The organism is Rhizobium sophorae (genome assembly GCF_013087515.1).
Classification (GTDB): Bacteria; Pseudomonadota; Alphaproteobacteria; order Rhizobiales; family Rhizobiaceae; genus Rhizobium; species Rhizobium sophorae.
In genome coordinates, this window is the sequence record NZ_JABFCN010000045.1 from 238,150 (window position 1) to 259,730 (window position 21,581).

The 21,581-nt window shown below is 61.2% G+C and carries 21 protein-coding genes; 11 read left to right on the forward strand and 10 right to left on the reverse strand.

Features of this window, described 5'->3' with window-relative positions:
* Positions 1-27: 27 nt before the first annotated feature.
* The 3 genes from ileS to G9X64_RS23980 all read right to left on the reverse strand — a co-directional run bounded on the left by ileS (position 28) and on the right by G9X64_RS23980 (position 5,069).
* Positions 28-2,919, reverse strand: a complete 2,892-nt coding sequence (gene ileS / locus G9X64_RS23970) for an isoleucine--tRNA ligase (RefSeq protein ID WP_171377470.1) — start codon at positions 2,917-2,919, stop codon at positions 28-30.
* 287 nt (positions 2,920-3,206) lie between these two features.
* Entirely contained in the window at positions 3,207-4,190 is a 984-nt protein-coding gene (locus tag G9X64_RS23975; protein ID WP_171377519.1) for a bifunctional riboflavin kinase/FAD synthetase, read from the reverse strand.
* Positions 4,191-4,220: 30 nt separating this feature from the next.
* Positions 4,221-5,069, reverse strand: a complete 849-nt coding sequence (locus G9X64_RS23980) for a TIGR01459 family HAD-type hydrolase (RefSeq protein ID WP_171377471.1) — start codon at positions 5,067-5,069, stop codon at positions 4,221-4,223.
* Between the two features lie 398 nt (positions 5,070-5,467).
* Between G9X64_RS23980 and groES the strand changes: the two genes are divergently transcribed.
* The 3 genes from groES to G9X64_RS23995 all read left to right on the forward strand — a co-directional run bounded on the left by groES (position 5,468) and on the right by G9X64_RS23995 (position 8,562).
* Entirely contained in the window at positions 5,468-5,764 is a 297-nt protein-coding gene (gene groES / locus G9X64_RS23985; protein ID WP_003545797.1) for a co-chaperone GroES, read from the forward strand.
* Positions 5,765-5,836: 72 nt separating this feature from the next.
* Positions 5,837-7,477: a chaperonin GroEL gene (gene groL / locus G9X64_RS23990; RefSeq protein ID WP_018244970.1), complete on the forward strand. Its 1,641-nt coding sequence runs from the start codon at positions 5,837-5,839 to the stop codon at positions 7,475-7,477.
* Between the two features lie 632 nt (positions 7,478-8,109).
* A complete protein-coding gene (locus tag G9X64_RS23995) occupies positions 8,110-8,562 on the forward strand; it encodes a hypothetical protein (protein WP_171377472.1) in 453 nt (150 codons plus the stop codon).
* A gap of 216 nt (positions 8,563-8,778) precedes the next feature.
* Here the strand turns inward: G9X64_RS23995 and G9X64_RS24000 are convergent, their stop codons facing one another.
* Positions 8,779-9,489: a glutathione binding-like protein gene (locus tag G9X64_RS24000; RefSeq protein ID WP_171377473.1), complete on the reverse strand. Its 711-nt coding sequence runs from the start codon at positions 9,487-9,489 to the stop codon at positions 8,779-8,781.
* A gap of 214 nt (positions 9,490-9,703) precedes the next feature.
* Here G9X64_RS24000 and G9X64_RS24005 point away from each other — a divergent pair, with 214 nt between their 5' ends.
* Positions 9,704-10,141 carry a DoxX family protein gene (locus G9X64_RS24005; protein ID WP_168311440.1) on the forward strand — a complete coding sequence of 146 codons (438 nt, stop codon included), beginning with the start codon at positions 9,704-9,706 and terminating at the stop codon, positions 10,139-10,141.
* Between the two features lie 79 nt (positions 10,142-10,220).
* On the opposite strand, the gene hisG is transcribed toward G9X64_RS24005, so the two are convergent.
* The 3 genes from hisG to hisS all read right to left on the reverse strand — a co-directional run bounded on the left by hisG (position 10,221) and on the right by hisS (position 13,786).
* Positions 10,221-10,916, reverse strand: coding sequence for an ATP phosphoribosyltransferase (hisG, locus tag G9X64_RS24010; protein WP_171377474.1), 696 nt, complete (start codon positions 10,914-10,916; stop codon positions 10,221-10,223).
* A complete protein-coding gene (locus tag G9X64_RS24015; protein ID WP_171377475.1) occupies positions 10,913-12,034 on the reverse strand; it encodes an ATP phosphoribosyltransferase regulatory subunit in 1,122 nt (373 codons plus the stop codon). The genes hisG and G9X64_RS24015 overlap by 4 nt, the downstream gene beginning before the upstream one ends.
* Before the next feature lie 231 nt (positions 12,035-12,265).
* Entirely contained in the window at positions 12,266-13,786 is a 1,521-nt protein-coding gene (gene hisS, locus G9X64_RS24020) for a histidine--tRNA ligase (RefSeq protein ID WP_171377476.1), read from the reverse strand.
* 130 nt (positions 13,787-13,916) lie between these two features.
* Between hisS and G9X64_RS24025 the strand changes: the two genes are divergently transcribed.
* From G9X64_RS24025 to copM, 3 genes are all read left to right on the forward strand, one after another.
* Positions 13,917-14,678 (forward strand): hypothetical protein, encoded by a 762-nt coding sequence (locus G9X64_RS24025; protein ID WP_171377477.1) that lies wholly within the window; start codon positions 13,917-13,919, stop codon positions 14,676-14,678.
* A 57-nt stretch (positions 14,679-14,735) separates the two neighbouring features.
* Positions 14,736-15,098: a hypothetical protein gene (locus G9X64_RS24030; protein WP_171377478.1), complete on the forward strand. Its 363-nt coding sequence runs from the start codon at positions 14,736-14,738 to the stop codon at positions 15,096-15,098.
* A gap of 75 nt (positions 15,099-15,173) precedes the next feature.
* On the forward strand, positions 15,174-15,533 hold the full coding sequence (gene copM, locus G9X64_RS24035) for a CopM family metallochaperone (protein WP_171377479.1): 360 nt from the start codon (positions 15,174-15,176) through the stop codon (positions 15,531-15,533).
* A 66-nt stretch (positions 15,534-15,599) separates the two neighbouring features.
* On the opposite strand, the gene G9X64_RS24040 is transcribed toward copM, so the two are convergent.
* Positions 15,600-16,649, reverse strand: a complete 1,050-nt coding sequence (locus G9X64_RS24040; RefSeq protein WP_171377480.1) for an aldo/keto reductase — start codon at positions 16,647-16,649, stop codon at positions 15,600-15,602.
* 230 nt (positions 16,650-16,879) lie between these two features.
* Here G9X64_RS24040 and G9X64_RS24045 point away from each other — a divergent pair, with 230 nt between their 5' ends.
* Positions 16,880-17,584, forward strand: a complete 705-nt coding sequence (locus tag G9X64_RS24045) for an HAD family hydrolase (protein WP_168311448.1) — start codon at positions 16,880-16,882, stop codon at positions 17,582-17,584.
* A 121-nt stretch (positions 17,585-17,705) separates the two neighbouring features.
* Here G9X64_RS24045 and G9X64_RS24050 read toward each other — a convergent pair whose 3' ends face one another.
* Together G9X64_RS24050 and G9X64_RS24055 are read right to left on the reverse strand one after the other, a co-directional pair.
* Positions 17,706-18,212 (reverse strand): hypothetical protein, encoded by a 507-nt coding sequence (locus G9X64_RS24050; protein ID WP_168317469.1) that lies wholly within the window; start codon positions 18,210-18,212, stop codon positions 17,706-17,708.
* Entirely contained in the window at positions 18,209-18,838 is a 630-nt protein-coding gene (locus G9X64_RS24055; RefSeq protein ID WP_171377481.1) for a DNA-3-methyladenine glycosylase I, read from the reverse strand. The genes G9X64_RS24050 and G9X64_RS24055 overlap by 4 nt, the downstream gene beginning before the upstream one ends.
* A gap of 248 nt (positions 18,839-19,086) precedes the next feature.
* On the opposite strand from G9X64_RS24055, the gene G9X64_RS24060 reads away from it, so the two are divergent.
* From G9X64_RS24060 to G9X64_RS24070, 3 genes are all read left to right on the forward strand, one after another.
* On the forward strand, positions 19,087-19,836 hold the full coding sequence (locus G9X64_RS24060) for a L,D-transpeptidase (protein ID WP_171377482.1): 750 nt from the start codon (positions 19,087-19,089) through the stop codon (positions 19,834-19,836).
* A 241-nt stretch (positions 19,837-20,077) separates the two neighbouring features.
* Positions 20,078-20,770, forward strand: coding sequence for a L,D-transpeptidase (locus G9X64_RS24065; protein ID WP_168317467.1), 693 nt, complete (start codon positions 20,078-20,080; stop codon positions 20,768-20,770).
* Between the two features lie 120 nt (positions 20,771-20,890).
* Positions 20,891-21,565, forward strand: a complete 675-nt coding sequence (locus tag G9X64_RS24070) for an outer membrane protein (RefSeq protein ID WP_171377483.1) — start codon at positions 20,891-20,893, stop codon at positions 21,563-21,565.
* Positions 21,566-21,581: the final 16 nt, after the last annotated feature.

Genomic DNA, 21,581 nt, shown 5'->3' on the forward strand with positions numbered 1-21,581 from the left:
AAAGCGCAATTCACCCGGCAATATTCTTCACTTGAGCGCGGCAAGTTCGCGAAGTGCAGCAGCGTCGCGAGCCGAAACATCGGGATAGTCAGGATCGGAACCGACATCCCTGGTGATGCGCCAGGAGCGGGCACATTTCTCACCCTCGGCAAGCTTCGGTACGACGCTGACCTGAGGCACCTCCGCCAGGCGGAAGGCATCCGCCGGTCCTTCGCCGGCCTTGATCTCGATTGCCGAGGTGATGCAAACCTCGGTGAAGTCCTGGCCTTCCAGAGCCTTCAGCAGTTCCGGATCGGCGATATGAACGACAGGAGCCGCTTCCAGCGAGGAGCCGATGCGCTTGTCCTTGCGTTCGATTTCCAGGGCGCCGGTCACGACCGAACGCACCGCGCGGATCTTCTTCCACTTCTCGGCCAAGGCGTCGTTGCGCCATTCCTTCGCGACCGGGGCAAACTGCTCCAGATGCACGGAAACGGCGGACGGATTGCGCGACAGCCAGGCCTCCTCGGTGGTAAAGGGCAGCATCGGGGCAAGCCATGTCACCATGCAATCGAAGATCTGGCGGATGACGTGCAGGCTGGCGCGCCGGCGCAGGCTCGACGGCGCGTCGCAATAGAGCGCATCCTTGCGGACATCGAAATAGAAGGCCGACAGCTCGACATTGGCGAAATCGATCAGCGCGCGGGCGATCTTCTTGAAGTCGAAGGCATCGTAGTTCTCGCGCACCAGCTCGTCGAGCTCGGCCAACCGGTGCAGCATCAGTTGCTCCAGTTCCGGCAGGTCGGCGAGAGCAATGACCTCGCCCTTGTCGTGGGCGAGCGTGCCGAGCATCCAGCGGATGGTGTTGCGCAGCTTGCGATAGGCATCGACATTGGTCTGGATGATCGTCTTGCCGACGCGCAGGTCGTCGGCATAATCCGAGGTCATGACCCAGAGGCGCAGGATATCGGCGCCGGCGTCCTTCATCACTTCCTGTGGTGCGGTGACGTTGCCCTTCGACTTCGACATCTTCTCGCCCTTCTCGTCCATGGTGAAACCATGGGTGAGGACGGCGTTGTAAGGCGCACGGCCGCGGGTGGCCGCCGATTCCAGCAGCGAAGAATGGAACCAGCCGCGATGCTGGTCGGAACCTTCGAGATAAAGGTCGGCCGGCCACTTCAGGTCCGGGCGGTCTTCGAGCGTGAAGGTGTGCGTCGAGCCAGAGTCGAACCAGACGTCGAGGATATCCATGACCTGGGTCCAGCGGGAATGGTCGTGGTCATTGCCGAGGAAGCGCTCCTTGGCGCCTTCGGCAAACCAGGCATCGGCGCCCTCATGTTCGAAGGCTTCGAGGATGCGGGCATTGACGGCCTCATCGACCAGGACTTCGCCCTCATCGTCGGCAAAGACGGCGATCGGCACGCCCCATGCCCTTTGACGGGAAAGTACCCAGTCCGGACGGCCCTCGATCATGGCGCGCAGGCGGTTCTGGCCGGCGGCGGGCACGAAGCGCGTATCGTCGATCGCACCCAGCGCGCGCGAACGCAGCGTCGTGCCGTCGGCAAGGGTCTTGTCCATATAGACAAACCATTGCGGCGTGTTGCGGAAGATGACCGGCTTCTTCGACCGCCAGGAATGCGGATACTGGTGCTTCAGACGGCCGCGGGCAAAGAGCGCGCCGCGGGCGATCAGCTCCCTGATGACACGGTCGTTGGCATCGCCCTTCTTGCCGTTATCGTCGATGACGCGGGCCCCCTCGAAGCCGGGGGCGTCGGCGGTATAGAAGCCGCCGTCGTCGACCGGAAACGGGATCTTGGTGTCGATGCCGCGGGCCTCAAGCGTGCGGGCAGCCGACATCCAGGCATCGAAGTCTTCGCGGCCGTGGCTGGGTGCGGTGTGGACGAAGCCTGTACCGGCATCGTCGGTGACGTGATCACCGTCGAGCAGCGGCACGAGGAATTCATAGCCGCCGTCGAGACCCTTGAAGGGATGCGCGCAGGTCATCGCTGCGAAGTCGGCCGCAGAGACATCGCTCAAGCGCTTGTACTGCAGCTTGGCCTTGGCGAAGGATTCCTCGGCCAGCTTATCGGCAAAGATCAGCTTTTCGCCCGGACGCGGACCAAAATCGTTCTCGGCGGCCGTTACCTCGTAGAGACCGTAGGAGACACGCGCGGAAAAGGAGACCGCGCGGTTGCCGGGGATCGTCCAGGGCGTGGTCGTCCAGATGACCACGAACGCATCCTTGAGCGCGACTGGGCCTTCGACCACCGGGAATTTCACCCAGATCGTGTCGCTCTCATAGTCCTGGTATTCGACCTCGGCCTCGGCCAGCGCCGTGCGTTCGACGACCGACCACATGATCGGCTTGGAGCCGCGATAAAGCTGACCGCTGGCGGCGATCTTCAAGAGTTCGCCGGCGATGCGCGATTCCGCGTGAAAATTCATCGTCGTGTAGGGATTGTCGAAGTCACCCTCGATGCCGAGGCGCTTGAACTCGTCCGCCTGGACCTTGATCCAGCCGGCGGCGAATTCACGGCATTCCCGGCGGAATTCGTTGACCGGGACCTCGTCCTTGTTCTTGCCCTTCTCGCGGTACTTCTCCTCGATCTTCCATTCGATCGGCAGGCCGTGGCAATCCCAGCCGGGCACGTAGTTGGCGTCATAGCCGCGCATCTGGAACGAACGGTTGATGACGTCCTTGAGGATCTTGTTCAGCGCGTGGCCGATATGGATGTTGCCGTTGGCATAGGGCGGGCCGTCGTGAAGGACGAATTTCTCGCGGCCGGCGGAGGAAGCACGCAGTTTCTTGTAGAGACCCATCTCCTGCCAGCGCTTGACGAGTTCCGGTTCCTTCTGCGGCAGGCCGGCGCGCATGGGAAAATCGGTCTCGGGCAAATAGAGGGTCTTCGAATAGTCGATCTTTTCGGCTGTGTCGGTCATGTCTGACAATCGTTTTCTGGCGGCCCAGAAAGGGGCGCAACGGGCGTGAAATAGCTGGTGACGGAAGCGCTCGTATCCAAGCGCCAAAAACCCGGACCTTCCGGCCGCTTAGCGCGCGCGGAAGGCCGGGCCGATAATTCGCATCATCATTGCCAGCCGATATTTCGTCATCGCGCCGGTTCATAGGCGTTTTTGCCGGGAAAAGGAAGAGAAGAATTCGCTGCCCGCGATCGGCATCAACGGCTGGAATTGCCGGTGTCCCAGCGACAGCCGCACTCAAGGCGACCTCAGGAAAAGCACAGTTTCCCATCAAGAGCGCCGAGTGGTTTAACACCCGCAAGCAGCGCCCTCGCCTCTTCCTCATCGCGTTTGATCTGGGCGACGAGCGGGTCCAGGCCGTCGAATTTCAGTTCGGGGCGGAGATAGCCGAAGAACGAGACGGAGCAGAGCTCACCGTAGAGATCGCCGCTGAAATCGAAAAGATAGGTTTCGAGCAGCGGCGCGCCGTTTTCCGTCACCGTCGGGCGGCGGCCGTAGCTTGCGACGGCATCGTGGAGCGTACCGTCCTGACGGCGGAAGCGAACGGCGTAGATGCCGGCGGCAAGATCGACCTCCGGCGGCAGGCGCATGTTGGCCGTGGGAAAACCCAGCTGCCGGCCGAGCTTTTCGCCGTCGATCACCTCGGCTTCCACCGTATAGCGATAACCGAGCATGCCGGCGACTTCGCTGACATTGCCCTCCTTCAGCAGCGCGCGGATATGGCTTGAAGAGACGACATCGGCGTTTTCGTCGCGGAAAGCATCGATCAGGGTGACGCCGAAGCCGTAGGTATGGCCGGCATTCATCAGGAAGGCCGGACCGCCCTCGCGGCCGCGGCCGAAATGGAAATCGAAGCCGGTGACGACTTCGGAGGCGCCGAGCCAATCCTTGAGGATCGAATGGATGAAATCATCGGCCGAGCGCTGCGAGAATTCGTAATCGAAGGGATATTCGATGACGGCGCTGAAGCCCAGCGTTTCCAGGATGCGGGCCTTCAGCGGCGCCGGCGTCAAGCGGAAGACCGGCGCCTGCGGCCGGAAGACCGTGCGCGGATGCGGCTCGAAGGTCAGCACCAAAGCGGGGATGCCGCGCGCCTTGGAGATTTCGAGCGCCCGGCTCAGCACCGATTGATGGCCGCGGTGCACGCCGTCGAAATTGCCGATGGCAATGACGCCGCCCTTCAGATGGGCGGGCAAGGGTTCCCGGGTTTCATTGCGGTGGAAGACGGTCATCGGCTGGCTTCTCTTCATGCAGGCGTGTCTTCATGCAAGGCGGGGCATCCACCACTTCGGCGCGGCGTTTTCCCGTTCGAGATAGGCGTTGAGGATCGCCTCGTCGGTCTCGCCGTTGAGGGTATATTCCTTGGCGTGGATACCGCCGCTGATGTAGAGGAGGTCGAGGCGGTAATTCAAGGCGCCGCGCACATCGGTCGGCATGCCGTCGCCGATCGCCAGCACGCGCTCGACCGGGAAATCGCCGCGAAGCTCGCGGGCAGCCGCAAGCGTCGCCTCGTAGATCGGCCGATGCGGTTTGCCGGCGATGCGGGTTTTTCCGCCAAGCTGCTCATAATAGGCGGCCATGGCGCCGGCGCAGGGGATGATGCGATGGCCGCGCTCGACAATGAGGTCGGGATTGGCGCAGATCATCGGCACGTCGCGGGCTTTGAAATCGAGAAGCATGTCGGTGTAATCCTCCGGCTTCTCCGTCTCGTCGTCGAAAAAGCCGGTGCAGACGAGCGATTGCGCTTCGCCGGCCGGCCGGCGCTCGACGCCAATGCCTTCGAGCAGCGCCTTGTCGCGCTCGGGGCCGAGCAGAAAGACGGTCTTCGGCCCTTCGGCGATCAACCCGCGCGTGACGTCTCCCGAAGTGACGATCCTGTCATAGGCGCTGTCGGGAACGCCGATCTGGCGCAGCTGCTCGACCACCTGCCAGGAAAGGCGCGGCGAATTGGTGATGAGGACGACGGCGAGGCCGCTTTCGCGTGCCGCTTCAAGGGCTGTGGCCGCCTTCGGGAACGGATCGACGCCGTTGTGAACGACGCCCCAGACATCGCAGAGCACCACATCATAGTGACCTGATATCTCCGAGAAGTTTTCTATCCGCTTGGCCATTCCGATTTCCCGATTTGCTTCAGTCACCGGTGACATTGCAAAGGCGCAAGACGATGGCAAGGCATTTTCTTCGCTGCCGGGCCAATGCGAGAAGCTTGAACGGCGATCCGGCGGAGCGGAAGGGCAAAGGGTTTTGACGATTATCGCGAAGCGGTAGATCGCCGGCGGCGGACGAGTTCGGCAAAGTTCGGCTGCTCCGCCCGGGGTTTCGGCCGCAATCTCCGACTATTCTCCGGCCTCTTCACAATTCCGGCACAAAAATTCGTGATTGCTCTCATTGACTCCTCTCGGAGCCATCCCTAAATGCTCGTCGCTAGCACTCACCGCAAGGGAGTGCTAACATCTATCCATGTGGACCACTCCGGTCCGCGAATGTCATTCGATCGAGGGATTAGACAATGGCAAGCACCAACTTCCGCCCCCTTCACGACCGCGTCGTTGTTCGCCGCGTTGAGTCCGAAGCCAAGACCAAGGGCGGCATCATCATTCCCGATACCGCCAAGGAAAAGCCGCAGGAAGGCGAAATCGTCGCCGTCGGCTCCGGCGCGCGCGATGAGTCCGGCAAGGTCGTCGCACTCGACGTCAAGGCTGGCGACCGCATCCTGTTCGGCAAGTGGTCCGGCACCGAAGTCAAGATCGACGGCGAAGACCTTCTGATCATGAAGGAAGCCGACATCATGGGCATCATCGGCTGATCGGCCGACCTGCTTTCCCGAAATGGCTGACGGGCCTTTTGCCCGAACAACTCGAATTCAGGAGTTAAGAATATGGCATCTAAAGAAATCAAGTTTGGCCGCACCGCGCGCGAAAAGATGCTGCGCGGCGTCGACATTCTCGCCGATGCAGTGAAGGTCACGCTCGGCCCGAAGGGCCGTAACGTCATCATCGACAAGTCCTTCGGCGCGCCGCGCATCACCAAGGACGGCGTTTCGGTCGCCAAGGAAATCGAACTCGAAGACAAGTTCGAAAACATGGGCGCCCAGATGGTCCGCGAAGTTGCTTCGAAGACCAACGACATCGCCGGCGACGGCACCACGACGGCTACCGTTCTTGCCCAGGCCATCGTTCGCGAAGGCAACAAGGCCGTTGCAGCCGGCATGAACCCGATGGACCTGAAGCGCGGCATCGACCTTGCTGTCGCCGACGTCGTGAAGGATCTCCAGGCCAAGGCCAAGAAGATCTCGACTTCGGAAGAAGTTGCACAGGTCGGCACGATTTCGGCAAATGGCGACAAGCAGGTCGGTCTCGACATTGCTGAAGCCATGCAGAAGGTCGGCAACGAAGGCGTCATCACGGTTGAAGAAGCCAAGACCGCCGAAACCGAACTCGAAGTCGTCGAAGGCATGCAGTTCGACCGCGGCTACCTCAGCCCCTACTTCGTGACCAACCCGGAAAAGATGATCGCCGACCTCGAAGACGTCTTCATTCTCCTTCACGAGAAGAAGCTCTCGAACCTGCAGTCGATGCTCCCGGTTCTCGAAGCCGTCGTTCAGACCGGCAAGCCGCTCCTCATCGTCGCTGAAGACGTCGAAGGCGAAGCCCTCGCAACGCTCGTCGTCAACAAGCTGCGCGGCGGCCTGAAGATTGCTGCCGTCAAGGCTCCTGGCTTCGGCGACCGTCGCAAGGCCATGCTCGAAGACATCGCCATCCTGACGGGCGGCACTGTCATCTCCGAAGACCTCGGCATCAAGCTCGAATCCGTCACGCTCGACATGCTCGGCCGTGCCAAGAAGGTTTCGATCTCCAAGGAAAACACCACGATCGTCGACGGTTCGGGCGCCAAGACCGACATCGAAGGCCGTGTTGCCCAGATCAAGGCGCAGATCGAAGAAACCACTTCGGACTACGACCGCGAGAAGCTGCAGGAACGTCTTGCCAAGCTCGCTGGCGGCGTTGCCGTCATCCGCGTCGGCGGCTCGACGGAAGTCGAAGTGAAGGAAAAGAAGGACCGCATCGACGACGCGCTCAACGCGACCCGCGCTGCCGTTCAGGAAGGCATCGTCCCCGGCGGCGGTATCGCTCTGCTCCGCTCCTCCACCAAGATCACCGTCAAGGGTGCAAACGACGACCAGGAAGCCGGCATCAACATCGTTCGCCGCGCCCTGCAGTCGCTCGTTCGTCAGATCGCTGAAAACGCAGGCGACGAAGCCTCGATCGTTGTCGGCAAGGTCCTCGACAAGAACGAAGACAACTTCGGCTACAACGCCCAGACGTCCGAATATGGCGACATGATCGCCATGGGTATCGTCGACCCGCTCAAGGTCGTTCGCACGGCGCTGCAGAACGCTGCTTCTGTCGCATCGCTGCTGATCACCACCGAAGCCATGATCGCCGAACTGCCGAAGAAGGATGCCCCTGCTGGCATGCCGGGCGGCATGGGCGGAATGGGCGGAATGGACATGATGTGATCGGCGAAAGCCATCACTGACCACCATTCCGGCATCCGGAACAGGAAGGGCGGCCCTCGGGTCGCCCTTTTCTTTTGCCCAAAGCGATTCGAGGTACGGCACAGTGATTTGCATAGCCGACGAACGCCTGCCCAGTTCCCTCTTGAGGGCCCGGGGTACGAAGCTTGCGCCAACCTTGCGCTGCCTGCATATTTCTCAGCCTGCCGACATGCGCGAGATCGCAGTGCTGCTGCAAGATTTCCGGTCTGATGTGGAGCGAAAACATTTGCAAAGCTCTAAAAGATGATCATCCCATGCCAATTTTCGCGAAATAGACCGAAAATCCGAGCATCCGAAGAAATGAGGCCGATCCGAATACCCCTTAAAAAGCCGTTGCCGTTTGTTCAAAAGCCCCTATAAATCCGCGCTGCAATTAAAGCGCGCCCCGGCGATAATTTTTCGCCAATAGACGAGGCCGGAGCGCGGAAGGCGATACGTGAACGTTCGGCTCGAGGGGCTCCGCTTACGGAGGCGAGGTGGCCGTGGCAATAATCGCCGGATGAAGCGCGGGCATCATGCCCGCTGCTGCGTGATCCTGTTTCTTTGTGTTTGCCGAGCGTGCGGCGGGAGCCGCATCCGAACGGGGGAACGCCTTGTTTAAGATCGCCAGAGCCAATGCAGCCGTCCCTTTGACACCCGGCTCGTTTGATGACGCCAATCAAAATCACGAGATGTTGGCGCAGTTTTCCGTTTCCGAAGCCTGGACCGGAGATTTTTCGAGCGGCATGCTCCGTCTCGGCGAGTGGAGCGCGATGCTGCACGGCCTCGCCGCACAGGAATGCGGATTGCTGAGCCTGATCCGCTGCTATGATGCCAAGGACCGCAGCCACATATTGGAGCTGTTCGAGCAGGCGGCAACGCTCTGCTCCTCTTTCTGTTTTTCGACGACGATCATCATGCCGAACGGCTTTCGCCAGCCGCTCTTCTGCATGGGCGAGTCCAACGGTCTGGAAGAAAAATTCAGCGGCAGCATGGTCGGCGTCTTCATCTTTCCGCGCTTTAAGCTGGAAGGCGCAAAGCAGATCTCAAGCCGGCGACAAGGCTGAAGAATCAAGATAAAGGCCAGCCTCGAAGGCAGTCTTAGGCGGCTGACAAACCTCGCTCTTTACTCGGCGTCATCCTCGGCCTTGTGCCGAGGATCTGATGCACCGGCTGCAGATGCTCGGGACAAGCCCGAGCATGACGAAAAAGGAGTTGACCAACTTTGCCGGCAGTCTGAAGCCGCATCAAGGGCGGCTTTCTACTTTCCAGCGATCTGTCCGTTACTCCGGCTTGACGGGTATATTGAGGCCTCTGGCACTTGCCGGACGGGCGATGCAGCGCTCCAGCCAATCCGAGACGGCGGGGAATTTCGCGTATTCGAGCGTCTCGCGGCCGCCATAGAAGATGTCGGCGCCGCGAACCCAGGTGAAGGTGGTGATGTCGGCGATCGTATAGAGATCGCCCATGATCCATTGACGACCCTTCAGCCGGCCCTCGAGCACGCCGAGCAGCCGTTTGGATTCATCGCGATAGCGCTCTACCGGGTAGGCGTTGTTGGCGACCTTGTCGGCGGCGAATTTGTGGAAATGTCCGAACTGGCCGAACATTGGGCCGATACCCGCCATCTGGAAAAACACCCACTGGATGGTTTCGTAGCGGCCAGCGGCATCAGCAGGGATGAGCTTGCCGGTTTTTTCCGCGAGATAAAGCAGGATGGCGCCGGATTCAAAAAGGCCGATCGGTTTCCCATCCGGACCGTTCGGATCGATGATCGCCGGAATACGGCCGTTCGGGTTGAGAGATTCGAATTCCGGCGACTTCTGCTCGTTGGCAGCGAAGGAAATATAATGCGGCTCATAGGCGAGGCCGAGCTCTTCGAGGGCGACGGAGACCTTCACCCCATTCGGCGTCTGCAGCGAATAGAGCTGGATGATGTCGGGATTTTTCGCCGGCCAGCGCGTCGTGATCGGAAATGCGGAAAGATCTGCCATCGGATTCTCCATGTTGGGCGCCGACCATAAAAGACCGGACTTGGCAAAGGCAAGCGGCTGCAGAGGCAAAGGCATCGTTCGATATTAGTGAACGAAGTGTCCCATTCCGTTTATCTTTCCACAACAGGAGAAAAGAGCGACATAGAGACATCCGAGGTCGAACCGGTGCTGGGGCACCAAGATCTCCAAAGTCCTTGAAACGGAGACAACGTCCATGTCGAACAACGTCATCATCCTGATTGCCCGTATCCTGCTTTCCTTCATGTTCATCTTCGCCGGCTTCGGCAAGGTGACCGATCCGGCATCGACCGCCGGCATGATCGCCGGCGCCGGCCTTCCGGCTTCCACCGCGCTCACCTATCTCGCCGGCCTGTTCGAACTCGCAGCAGGCATTGCCGTGCTGGTCGGCTTCCAGGTCCGCATCGTCGGCTGGCTGCTCGCCGTTTTCTGCGTGTTCACCGGCTTCGTCTTCCACTTCTCGCCGATCAACGTTCCTGATTTCCCGGCCGCTGCCAACGCCTGGCTCAACGGCCTGAACTTCGTCAATCTCATGAAGAACATCACGCTCGCCGGCGCCTATATCATGCTCGCAACCAATGGCGCAGGCGCCTACTCGCTAGACGCCCGCCGCGGCGCCTATGCGGCTGCGTAACACCAGCAGACATCCTCCCAGACATACCGAACCCGCCGTCATCCGACGGCGGGTTTTTATTGTGTCATGACAGCCAATTTCAGAGGGCGGTGCGCACAGCTTCGATGATCGCCTGCACAGCCGGCTCGTCCGTATGGCTTTCCTTGCGGGCGCGCACGAGGCAGGCCTGCGAGTGCAGGATGATGCCGTCCTGGAGCACCTTCAGGTGGTTGGCGCGCAGCGTCGAGCCGGTGGAGGTGATATCGACGATGATATCGGCCGAGCCGGAGGCGGGAGCGCCTTCGGTGGCGCCCAGGCTTTCGACGATGCGATAAAGCTGGATGCCGTGCTGGCTCGAAAAGAACTGCTGGGTCAGCCGCCAGTATTTGGTGGCGATGGCAAGGCGCCGGCCGTGGCGGGCGCGAAAATCGGCGGCGACATCGACGAGATCGGCCATGGTGTCGACATCGAGCCAGATCTCCGGCACGGCAACGACGACATCGGCATGGCCGAAGCCGAGGCGGGCGCAGAATTCGACGCGCTTGTCGACTTCGGCAAAACCCTCCCGCATCAGATCCTCGCCGGTGACACCGAAATCGACGGTGCCGTTGCCGATTTCGCGGGAGATTTCGGAAGCCGAGAGGAAGGCGATTTCCACGTCATCCCAGCCTTCGACGCGGCCGCGATAGGAGCGGTCGTTACCAACAGCCGAGATCGTCATGCCGGCACGTTCGAAGATCGCCGAAGCGTCTTCCTTCATCCGGCCCTTGGAGGGAAGCGCAATGGTGATGGTCATACGGCTGCCCTTTCGGTTTCGATGCGGTCGAGCCAGAAGGAGAAGCCGACGGCCGGGATGCGGTCCGTCGCACCGAGGAAGGTCAGGAGCCGGTCAAAGCGGCCGCCGCCGGCGAGCACCGCGGTCGAACCTTCCACCGTCACCTCGAAGACGAGGCCGGTGTAGTAGTCGAGCGGCCGCCCGAAGGCGGCGCGGTAGTCGAGGCAGGAAAGATCGACGCCGGCATTGGAAAGTGCTGCAACGCGGCCATTGAAGCGGGCGAGCGCGTTGCCGAGTTTCAGGCCGGCAGCATCAGCGAAACCGGAAAGGGCCGCGGAAGCATTGACGAGCGGCACGTCGAGCGACAGGAACTCTTCCAGCACATGGAAGGCCGCATCGTCGAGGCGCGTTTCGGACAGGATGAGCTTTTCCTTGAGCCTTCGGGCGATCTCCAGGGCCGAGCGGCCGGCATTCGTCGAGTAGCCGGTCTTCTGCATCTCCCGCTCGAGATAGGCGACCAGCGCCTGCTCGTCGCCTGATGCGACGAGCCTGGCGATATCGTCGTCCAGCCCGGTGACGAATTGCGGGCTGACAAGGCTGGCAAGCAGTGCTTCCAGCTGCGTCATATTGCCGAAGGCGTGGATCAGGCGCTTCTGCCAGCCGAGCGGCAGGCCAAGCGCCTGGACGACAGCCTCGAACACCGCCTGGTCGCCCAATGTCACGGCTAAGCGCCGGCCCGGCAGCAGGCGGGCGAGAATGCCGGTGGCATCGCCGATGGCGCGGGCGTCGGCGTTTGACAGGTCGATATCGCCAAGATCCTCGATGCCGGCCTGATAGAATTCGTTGGCGCCGTCGCGACGCTGGCGGAAAACCTCGCCGAGATAGGCGTAACGCTTCGGCGTGCCGGTCGCCGTCTCGATGTGGCGCAGACAGACGGGGATGGTGAATTCGGGACGCAGGCAAAGGCTGGCGCCGGTTTCGCTCTCCGTCATGAAGATGCGACGACGCAGATCCTCACCGGCGATATCCAGGAAAGGTTCGGCCGGCTGAATGACAGGCGTGTCGATGCGCTCGGCATTGCGTTCGACGAATTCGGTAAGCAGGTCGTTGGCAAATTCGGGGAGGTTGATCAGAGGCATGGGGCGCTCCGAATAATAGGCGACGGGCGCGCCGGAAAATAACCCCCTCTGCCCTGCCGGGCATGTCCCCCACAAGGGGGGAGATCAGCTGGGCGCTCCAGCTTCCCCAAATATTGAGCGTGCGCCAAGTGGCTTCGGCCTCCAAAGGTGTTTGATTGGGGCAAGAGGCCACTCCTATCCGATCTCCCCCCTTGTGGGGGAGATGCCGGGCAGGGCAGAGGGGGGTGCGCCTCAAACATTCGACGCTCGCTTCCGATCCTCGGCCTGCGCAGCAAGGATCTCCTTCACCTTGGCGACGAGGTCGGCTTCCGGTGCCGTTTCCTGCGCCACACGGGCCTCACGCCAGCTGGCATTGTCTTCGATCTCGCCGGAGAGCCGCTTGCCTTCGATCAGATCCTTGATCTGCACGACGCCTTCGGCGCGCTCGTCGCCGCCCTGGATGATGGCGACGGGGCAGCCGCGGCGATCGGCATATTTCAGCTGGTTGCCGAACTTTTTCCAGTTGCCCTGGAACATCTCGGCGCGGATGCCGGCGGCGCGCAGTTCCTGCGTCATCCTTTGATAACGGCCCATCGCCTCGACATCGCCGTCCATGACGGTCACCAGCACTGGCTCGATGACCTCGCTGGCTCCGAGCTTGCCGAGGTTCTTCAGCGCCGTCATCAGCCTGGAGACGCCGATCGAAAAGCCGGTCGCCGGAACCGGCTGGCCCATGAAGCGGGAGACGAGGCCATCATAACGGCCGCCGCCGCCGACCGAACCGAAGACGACCTTCTCGCCCTTTTCGTTGGTGACGTCGAAGGTCAGTTCGGCCTCGTAGACCGGGCCGGTATAATATTCGAGGCCGCGGACGACGGAGGGGTCGATCTTGATGCGGTCGGACCGGTAGCCGGCGCTCGCGACGAGAGCCCCGATGAAATTCAGCTCCTCGACGCCTTCGCCACCTTTGGAGGTTCCTGCAACGAGCTCGGCGAGGCGTTGAGCGCTTTCGGCATAGTCCTTGATGCCGACGAAGAACAGCACCTTGTCGATCTGCGGCTGATCGAGACCGGCGCCCTTGGTGAAGTCGCCGGATTCATCCTTGCGGCCTGGACCGAGCAGCAGCGCCACACCTTCCGGGCCGAACTTGTCGAGCTTGTCGATGGCGCGCAGCACGTTGAGCCGCTGGCCGGCCTTGTCGTCGCCGCCGAGACCGATCGCCTCGAGCACGCCATCCAGAACCTTGCGGTTGTTGACGCGGATGACATAGTCGCCGCGCTTGATGCCGAGGGCTTCCAGCGTATCGGCCATCATCATGCACATTTCGGCATCGGCCTGGACGCCGGGCGCACCGACGGTATCGGCATCGAACTGCATGAACTGGCGGAAGCGGCCGGGGCCCGGCTTCTCGTTGCGGAAGACGTAGCCGGCGCGATAGGTGCGGTAAGGCAGCTGGATCTCGTTGAAATTCTCGGCAACATGACGGGCGAGCGGTGCCGTCAGATCGTAACGCAGCGACATCCATTGTTCGTCATCGTCCTGCAGCGAGAAGACGCCCTCGTTCGGCCGATCGCTGTCTGGCAGGAACTTGCCAAGCGCATCGGTATATTCGAACAGCGGCGTTTCGAGCGGATCGAAACCATAATGCTCATAGACTTCCCGGATCTTTGCCGTCATCTCGCTGACGGCGCGGATGTCGGCGGCCGTGCGGTCGACGAAGCCGCGTGGCAGGCGGGCCTTGAGCTTTTGCGGTTTCTTCTGCTTGTCGTTCATTTCCGGGGATTCCACTGACTGTGACAGTGGCGGTTTCCTAGCGGATTGGGCGGGGAGCGGCAAGGGCGAAGGGTCTTGATCTCAAGAGCGGAATCGATTGAACGAAGAGGCATCCATCAGAAATGCGGATATGCTCATGATCACTGAGGCGCTTCTTTATGCCGCGACCCTGCCGCTGACCGGGAAGCCGCATCGAAAGTTCATCCGCTATTCCGTCAATCTCTGGTCGCGGGCCGGGCGCTGTGCGGCGGATTGGGCCGAACATGAGGAGATGAGCCGGAAGGCGATCCTGGCGGCGACGGCCGATCTCAGGCAGAAGCGGACCGCCGTCGTCCTCGGCTCCGGCCTGTTGCGCGACGTGCCGATCGAGGTGTTGGCGCGAGATTTCGACACCGTGGTGCTGGTCGATCTCGTTCATCTCGCCTCGGTGCGCCTGTGGCTGCCGGCCAAAGCCTATCGCAATGTCCGGCTGATCGAGCGCGATCTCTCCGGCTATGACGACCTTACCGCCGGTCGCGAGCCCGAACCGCTCGGCTTCCTGCGCGGCGTGCCCTATCTCGATTTCGTGGTTTCCGCCAACCTCTTGTCGCAGATCGGTCGCGGTGTGAAGCGGCGCCACGAGGCCGAGGCCGACCGGATGCCTGAAGACACGGTGGAAAGGCTGATCGCGGCACATCTTGCCGGGCTTTCGGGCCTTCCCTGCCGCAGCTGCCTGGTGACCGACATCGCCTATGCCGTCATCGACCGCAACGGCAAAACGCATGAGGAGGCCGACCTGCTGCATGGCGTTTTGCCGCCGCCGGCAAAGGCGGCCTGGACATGGCCTGTGGCGCCGCTCGGCGAGGAGAGCCGGGATTATCGGATCGAGCACAAGGTCATGGCTGCTTGGTGATCACGATGTGACCACCGGTCGCCTTGGCTTGCATCAGGCATTCGCCTATAAAAAAACATGCGCATGCTCGCCCTCGTCACGATGTTTCTCGGCTGGCTGGTCTACAGCGCCATGTTAGCATGGGCGGGTTGTCCGACCTGTGCGTCGATGAATGCAGCTGCCATCGAAACCGGCATGCATCATGAGATGGCAGGCATGGACATGCCCCAGGTGGCGGAGAAGACCGCTCCCTCGAAAGGCCCCTGCGCCGCCGGCAACGCCGCGCATATGCCGCTTTGCGCCGCCTGTCTTCTGCTGCCAGCGACGGTGACGGTCATGGATGGCGGAAACCCCATTTTCGGCTATCCCGCCCCGGCGCTTGCCCGCGCCCTGGACGACGAGAAGCCGACACTGCAGCCGCCTCCTCTCCGACTGTCCTGAGACAACGCCTATCTATGCAGAATGGGCGGCCCGGCCGCCTGGAAGACCTATTGTCAGACAGAGGAAGGAACTCTCATGTCTTTGAAAGTCATCGCCTTCTCCGCAATGCTCACCATCATTGCCACTTCCGTCCTTGCCGAAGACCAGCCGATGGACATGAGCAAACCGATGGGCAACCACGATGCGGCGAGCCACGCCTTCAGCGACGCGAACGCCAAGATGCACAAGGATATGATGATCGAGTATAGCGGCGATGCCGATGCGGATTTCGTCCGCGGCATGATCCCGCACCATCAGGGTGCGATCGATATGGCCAAGATCGAGCTGCAATACGGAAAAGATCCCGATATCCGCAAGCTCGCCGAAGCCGTCATCAAGGCGCAGGAAGCCGAGATCGCCGAGATGAACGCCTGGCTCAAGACCCACGGCAAATAATCGATCATTGATGAAAAGGGGAACGCCGGAAATGTCAGGCGTTCCCAAAGACTTATGTTGGCGAGGTCAGTCCTTCGGCTCGAAATCGGCCGGGCGGCGGCCGGCGCCCTGTCGTGCCAGCATCCAGCCCGGATATTCGGGCGCAAGCGCGCTCACCTCGTCGAGCTTCTTGATATCGTCTTCATCGAGCTTCAGCTTGACGGCGGCAAGGTTCTGGTCGAGCTGGTCGACACGCTTGGCGCCGATGATGACTGTGGTGACGAAAGGTTTGGCGAGGATATAGGCGAGCGCCACGGTGGCGACGCTGACGCCGTGTTTTTCGGCGACTTCGCGCATGACGGCGACGCAGGCCCAGGCCTTGTCCTTGTCGACGGGCGGGAAATCGAAACTGGCGCGGCGGCCTTCACCATTGCCGGGCGCGCCGGGACCGTACTTGCCGGAGAGCAGACCGCCGGCGAGCGGCGACCAGACCATCAGGCCAAGCTTTTCCTCCTGCATCATCGGCACGATGTCGCGTTCGAGATCGCGGCCGGCGATGGAATAATAGGCCTGCACGGTTTCGAAACGGGCAAAACCCCGGCGTTCGGAGAGGCCGAGCGCCTTGGAAATGCGCCAGGCCTGCCAGTTGGAGACGCCGATATAACGCACGAGGCCGCGGGAAACGAGATCGTCGAGAGCGCGCAGCGTCTCCTCGATCGGCGTCACCGTATCTGTCGCGTGGATCTGATAGAGGTCGATATGATCGGTCTGCAGGCGCTTGAGGCTCGCCTCCACCGAATCCATGATGTGACCGCGCGAGGCGCCGCGGTCGTTCGGCTTGTCGCCCATGACGCCGTAGACCTTGGTGGCGATGACGACGTCCTTGCGGGGCACGTCGAGGTTCTTCAGCGCCTGGCCGAGCAACCTTTCGGACTCGCCGGAGGAATAGACGTCGGCCGTATCGATGAAATTGACGCCTGAGCCGAGCGAGCGCTCGACGATCCGGTCGGCGGCATCCTGGTCGACATCGGCGATGGCGCCCCACAGACTGCCCTGTTTGGCTTCGCCGAAGGTCATCGTGCCCAGGCAGATTTCCGAGACGAAAAGTCCCGTATTTCCGAGTTGATTGTAACGCATGGTCGAAAAAATCCTTTGTGTCTGCCGCAAGAGGCTTGCGAACCGCTGAACTTCATTTCTTGATTATTGGCCTGCGCGTGACAGGCACAGCCGTGGCTGGCTGCAGGGTGAGGCAGATTCGATGTAGTGCGGCGGCGGAGCTTTTCAACGCGGTCCTGCCGCGAAGGCGATGCCCTTGTCTCGACACAGGCGGCCGATAGATTACCGGCCTTATTTCAAGAGGTACGCATATGGCGACGCGACCACTGACCACGATCGGCTTCGATGCCGACGATACACTCTGGCAGAACGAACAATATTACCGACTGACGGAAGCGCATTTCACCGGGCTTCTTGCCGATTTCGCCGAAGGACCGAAGATTTCCGAACGGCTGCTGGAGGCCGAAAAACGCAACCTTCGCCATTACGGCTTCGGCATCAAGGGCTTCACGTTGTCGATGGTCGAAACCGCGATCGAGATCACCGAGGGCAAGGTTCCGGCGAGCGTCATCGCCAAGATCCTAGATACCGGCCGCGATCTTCTCAACCATCCCGTCGAGACCATGCCGCATGTGCGCGACACGCTGGAGGCGCTTGCCGGCAAATACCTGCTTGTGATGATCACCAAGGGCGATCTCTTCGACCAGGAGCGCAAACTTGCCCAATCCGGGCTCGGCGACTTCTTCGATGCCGTCGAGATTGTCTCCGAGAAGACGGCGGTCACCTATCGCCGCATCTTCGCCAAGGTCGGCGATGGGCCGGAGCGGGCGATGATGGTCGGCAATTCGCTGAAATCGGACATCGTGCCGGCAATCGCCGCCGGCAGCTACGGCGTCTTCGTGCCGCACGAACTGACCTGGGTGCTGGAACATGTGGACGAGCCGAAAGAGGCCCCGCGTTTCCGCAAGATCAACCACCTCGGCGAATTGCGCGATCTAATCGACCGGCTCGGCTAGAGCGGTTCAGCTGTTAACGGAAACGCAGGACCGCTCTAGCCTTTTGTTTTTACGCAATTCCTGACGGAAAACCGCGTCGCACTTTTCCTGGAATTGCTCTAAGCCGGGCGCTACCTCTGCCTCATTGCGGCTTCGGCGGGGCCTTCGGGAACAGCGAGGGGCGCTCCGGCTCGGCCGGCGGTTTCGGCTGCTGCGGGGCAGCCGCCAGCGGCTCGATCAGGATGCTGAAGGGAGCGCCGAGGCCGCGGCGCGGCGAGACCTTGGAATAATAGGGACGCAGCAGCCAGGTGGCGTTCTCCTTGACCGTCGTCTCGAAGCTCATGCCGTCCTCGTCGGTGCCGAAGAAGGCCTCGTCATCGGGTTTCGACAGGTCGAAAATCGCCAGGAAAGCAAATTTGCTTTTCGTCGAAAAGCTGACTTTCAGGTGCTGGCCGGCGCGCACCGGCAGCGTGTAGACATGGCCATTGCCGAACTTCGTCCAGCCCTTCAACTGCATGGTGACGGCCGGGAATTGCAGCTTCTCCAGCTTCTCGCCGGGATCGAGCTGCGGCGTCTGCGCCATGGCGGAGACGGTCAGGAAAAACAGGGCAGCGGCGGCGATCAGTGTTCTCACGGCGTGATCTTTCATGGGCGAACCAGAGCGGTGCGCATCGCCTCGACCTCGGGCCGGCAGAAGCAGCCTTCCAGATGATCGTTGACGAGACCCATCGCCTGCATGAAAGCATAAACTGTGGTCGGGCCGACAAAGGTCCAGCCGCGTTTCTTCAGATCCTTCGAAATGACCACCGATGTCGGCGTCGTCGGATTGGCGATTATATGCTCGCGGTCGACCACCGCCGGCCGCTCGTTATGACCAGGCTCGTAGCGCCAGAAATAATGGGCGAGCGAGCCGAATTCGTCCTTGAGCTCGATTGCGCGTTTGGCATTGTTGATGGTCGAGACGATCTTGCCGCGATGACGGATGATGCCGGCATCGGTAAGACAGCGAGCGACATCGCCTTCGCCGAACAGAGCGACCTTCTCGAAATCGAAACCCGAAAAGGCGGCGCGGAAATTCTCGCGTTTGCGCAGGATCGTCAGCCAGGAAAGACCGGACTGGAAGCCTTCGAGGCAGATCTTCTCGAAGAGGCGGATATCATCGGTGACAGGGCGGCCCCATTCCTCGTCATGGTACCGGAGATAATCGGGCAGATTGGCGTGCCAGTGGCAGCGGCTCCTGCCGTCCTCGCCGATGATAATGCCTGTCGCGCTCATGATCCTTCATTCTGCGGGGATCCGCTTCGTTCTCTGCTCATGATTCCGGCTTTACCATTTGCAAACCGTCTTTCCAAACCGAACGGTAACCCTGACGAAAAGTTTATCCGGTCGGTCGGCTTTTCATGAATCGATCTTTACCATTCGCTGGCGGATCAGATGGCAGCGTCTTTCCCGGACGGAATATCTCCGCCCGGGCGGACATGTCCCGCTAGCGCATTTTCGGTCATTTGTAGAGAGTTCGTCCGATGATGAAACAACTTGTTCTTGCCGCAGCCCTGTTCGGCATTTTCTCCACGGCCGCCATTGCAGACGACCGCTACGCCACCCGCCCGCCCGTCGTGCTCAGCCCCGATCTGACCGCGCCCTGGATCAATCAGCTGGGCGGCGGCAGGGTTCGTCCCGTCGTCTATCAGCGGCCGGTCGTCCGGCAGCCGCAGCGCGGCATTTTCCAGCGCCGCGTCCTGCGCCAGGCGCCGCAGGCGGCACCACAGACCGTTTCGGCGATCAATCCCGGCATCCCGTCGATCCGCCGTCCGATCGAACCGCAATACCTGCCGCAGATGGTCGATTACGACACCACGGAAAGACCCGGCACGATCGTCATCGATACCAACAACCGCTTCCTTTATCTGGTCATGCAAGGCGGTAAGGCGCGGCGCTACGGCGTCGGCGTCGGCAAGCCGGGCTTCGAATGGGCAGGCGTCCACAAGATCACCCGCAAGACCGAATGGCCGGACTGGACGCCACCTTCCGAGATGGTCCGCCGCGAAGCCGCCAAGGGCCATTATCTGCCGGCGCGCATGGATGGCGGGGCGGAAAACCCGCTCGGTGCGCGCGCCATGTATCTCGGCTCGACGCTTTACCGCATCCACGGCACCAATGCGCCCTGGTCGATCGGCAGCGCCGTTTCCTCCGGCTGCATCCGCCTGCGCAACGAAGACGTCGTCGACCTCTACGACCGCGTCAATGTCGGGACCCGCGTCATCGTCATGTAACGGCGGCGCAATACTTCCAGCGCCGCGCGTCTTTTCTGATCCGCAAGGGGCGCTGTAACCCTTTAAATTGCTGCATAATTTTTCCTTACGTCGATTCCGATTTGAGGATAAATTATGCAGTAGGAGCCGCAAGAACATCCGGCTCCCCTTCTCCAAAAAATGCTTTTATCCGGCCACACCGATCTTGAATCGGGCAGAAGTTCATGTAGCTTCGAGCGGATTTGCTTGAGGGGAATCGATCATGATCAAACTAATGTCGGGTCTGGCTGCTGCCGGACTTGTCCTGTCCTTGATGTCCACATCCGCCTTTGCTGCACCCGCCGGCTCCGCTTCCGAGAATGCACGGCGCCCGGCGCAGATCGTGCGCGTGGCGCAGATGCCGAAATATGTGAAGCCGCAGTTCAAGCGCAAGAAAGTGCGGCTGGTGACGACGGAGGCCGCCGGCACCGTCATCATCGATACCAACAACAAGTATCTCTACCTCGTCGAAGGCAACAATCGCGCCACCCGCTACGGCATCGGAGTCGGCCGCGACGGCTTCGGCTGGTCGGGGGTCGTCAAGATCGGCCGCAAGGCCGAATGGCCGAGCTGGACGCCGCCGGCCGAGATGCGCCGTCGCGAGGCCGCCAAGGGCCATATCATTCCTGCCTTCCAGGAAGGCGGTGAGGACAATCCGCTCGGCGCTCGCGCCATGTATCTCTACCAGGGCGGCCGCGACACGATCTTTCGCATCCACGGCACCAACCAGCCTTGGACGATCGGCCTCAACATGTCTTCCGGCTGCATCCGCATGATGAACGCCGACGTCATGCATCTTTACGATCGCGCCTCCGTCGGCACCAAGGTGATCGTCATCGGCCCCGGCAACAGGCAGGGCAAGGTGGCGTTCGAGGACAGGGGCATCGACGTGCTACGCACGATGTTCGGCGGCTGAGCAACACTTACCAAAAAAATGAAAGGCGCAATTTGACGCGCCTTTTGTTTTGCTTAGACTTTGCGGCCAAAAGCTGGCACATGTGCCTAAGAGTCGACATATTTATATCGGGGCTATTCAATGACATCTGCGCTGCGTTCCTCCGCTTCCCTGTTTGCGGGCATCGCGTTTTTTACCATCTGTTCGGCAGTTTCCGCCTCGGCGGAAGACCTGCAATTCTCCATTTACGGCGGCTACCAGACCGCACCGCATAGCGGCGTCGACGTTTCGGACGGCACGAGTTTCACCGCCGGCTGGGAAGGCAAGTCCTTCGGCAGCCCGCCTTATTACGGCGCCCGCGTCACCTGGTGGCTCGAGGACTTCAACAAGCCGAACTGGGGCATCTCGCTCGATTTTACCCATGACAAGGTCTATGCCGACGACGATACGCTCGCCAAGGCCGGCTGGTCGCATTTCGAGTTCACCGACGGCCTGAACCTGCTCACCGTGAACGGTCTCTACCGCTTCCAGGATCCGGCCCGCCGCTGGACGCCCTATCTCGGCGCCGGCGTCGGCGTAAACATTCCGCATGTCGAAGTGATTCGCCCCGAGGGCAAGACCTGGGCTTATGAATTCGGCGGCGTGACGCTGCAGGCCCAGGCCGGCGTCGACTTCAAGGTGACCGAGCGCTGGTCCACCTTCGTCGAATACAAGGGCACCTATTCGCGCGTCGACGTTCCGATCGACAGCGGCGACCGGCTGAAGACCAACATCTTCACCAATGCCGTCAATGTCGGCGTATCATTCCATTGGTGATAAATTTCAGCTGCGG

Coding starts and splice junctions, on each gene's coding strand:
- ileS (WP_171377470.1), bottom strand. CDS start 2,919: ATGACCGACACAGCCGAAAAGATCGACTATTCGAAGACCCTCTATTTG.
- G9X64_RS23975 (WP_171377519.1), bottom strand. CDS start 4,190: ATGACCGTCTTCCACCGCAATGAAACCCGGGAACCCTTGCCCGCCCAT.
- G9X64_RS23980 (WP_171377471.1), bottom strand. CDS start 5,069: ATGGCCAAGCGGATAGAAAACTTCTCGGAGATATCAGGTCACTATGAT.
- groES (WP_003545797.1), top strand. CDS start 5,468: ATGGCAAGCACCAACTTCCGCCCCCTTCACGACCGCGTCGTTGTTCGC.
- groL (WP_018244970.1), top strand. CDS start 5,837: ATGGCATCTAAAGAAATCAAGTTTGGCCGCACCGCGCGCGAAAAGATG.
- G9X64_RS24000 (WP_171377473.1), bottom strand. CDS start 9,489: ATGGCAGATCTTTCCGCATTTCCGATCACGACGCGCTGGCCGGCGAAA.
- G9X64_RS24005 (WP_168311440.1), top strand. CDS start 9,704: ATGTCGAACAACGTCATCATCCTGATTGCCCGTATCCTGCTTTCCTTC.
- hisG (WP_171377474.1), bottom strand. CDS start 10,916: ATGACCATCACCATTGCGCTTCCCTCCAAGGGCCGGATGAAGGAAGAC.
- G9X64_RS24015 (WP_171377475.1), bottom strand. CDS start 12,034: ATGCCTCTGATCAACCTCCCCGAATTTGCCAACGACCTGCTTACCGAA.
- hisS (WP_171377476.1), bottom strand. CDS start 13,786: ATGAACGACAAGCAGAAGAAACCGCAAAAGCTCAAGGCCCGCCTGCCA.
- G9X64_RS24025 (WP_171377477.1), top strand. CDS start 13,917: ATGCTCATGATCACTGAGGCGCTTCTTTATGCCGCGACCCTGCCGCTG.
- G9X64_RS24030 (WP_171377478.1), top strand. CDS start 14,736: ATGCGCATGCTCGCCCTCGTCACGATGTTTCTCGGCTGGCTGGTCTAC.
- copM (WP_171377479.1), top strand. CDS start 15,174: ATGTCTTTGAAAGTCATCGCCTTCTCCGCAATGCTCACCATCATTGCC.
- G9X64_RS24040 (WP_171377480.1), bottom strand. CDS start 16,649: ATGCGTTACAATCAACTCGGAAATACGGGACTTTTCGTCTCGGAAATC.
- G9X64_RS24045 (WP_168311448.1), top strand. CDS start 16,880: ATGGCGACGCGACCACTGACCACGATCGGCTTCGATGCCGACGATACA.
- G9X64_RS24050 (WP_168317469.1), bottom strand. CDS start 18,212: ATGAAAGATCACGCCGTGAGAACACTGATCGCCGCCGCTGCCCTGTTT.
- G9X64_RS24055 (WP_171377481.1), bottom strand. CDS start 18,838: ATGAGCGCGACAGGCATTATCATCGGCGAGGACGGCAGGAGCCGCTGC.
- G9X64_RS24060 (WP_171377482.1), top strand. CDS start 19,087: ATGATGAAACAACTTGTTCTTGCCGCAGCCCTGTTCGGCATTTTCTCC.
- G9X64_RS24065 (WP_168317467.1), top strand. CDS start 20,078: ATGATCAAACTAATGTCGGGTCTGGCTGCTGCCGGACTTGTCCTGTCC.
- G9X64_RS24070 (WP_171377483.1), top strand. CDS start 20,891: ATGACATCTGCGCTGCGTTCCTCCGCTTCCCTGTTTGCGGGCATCGCG.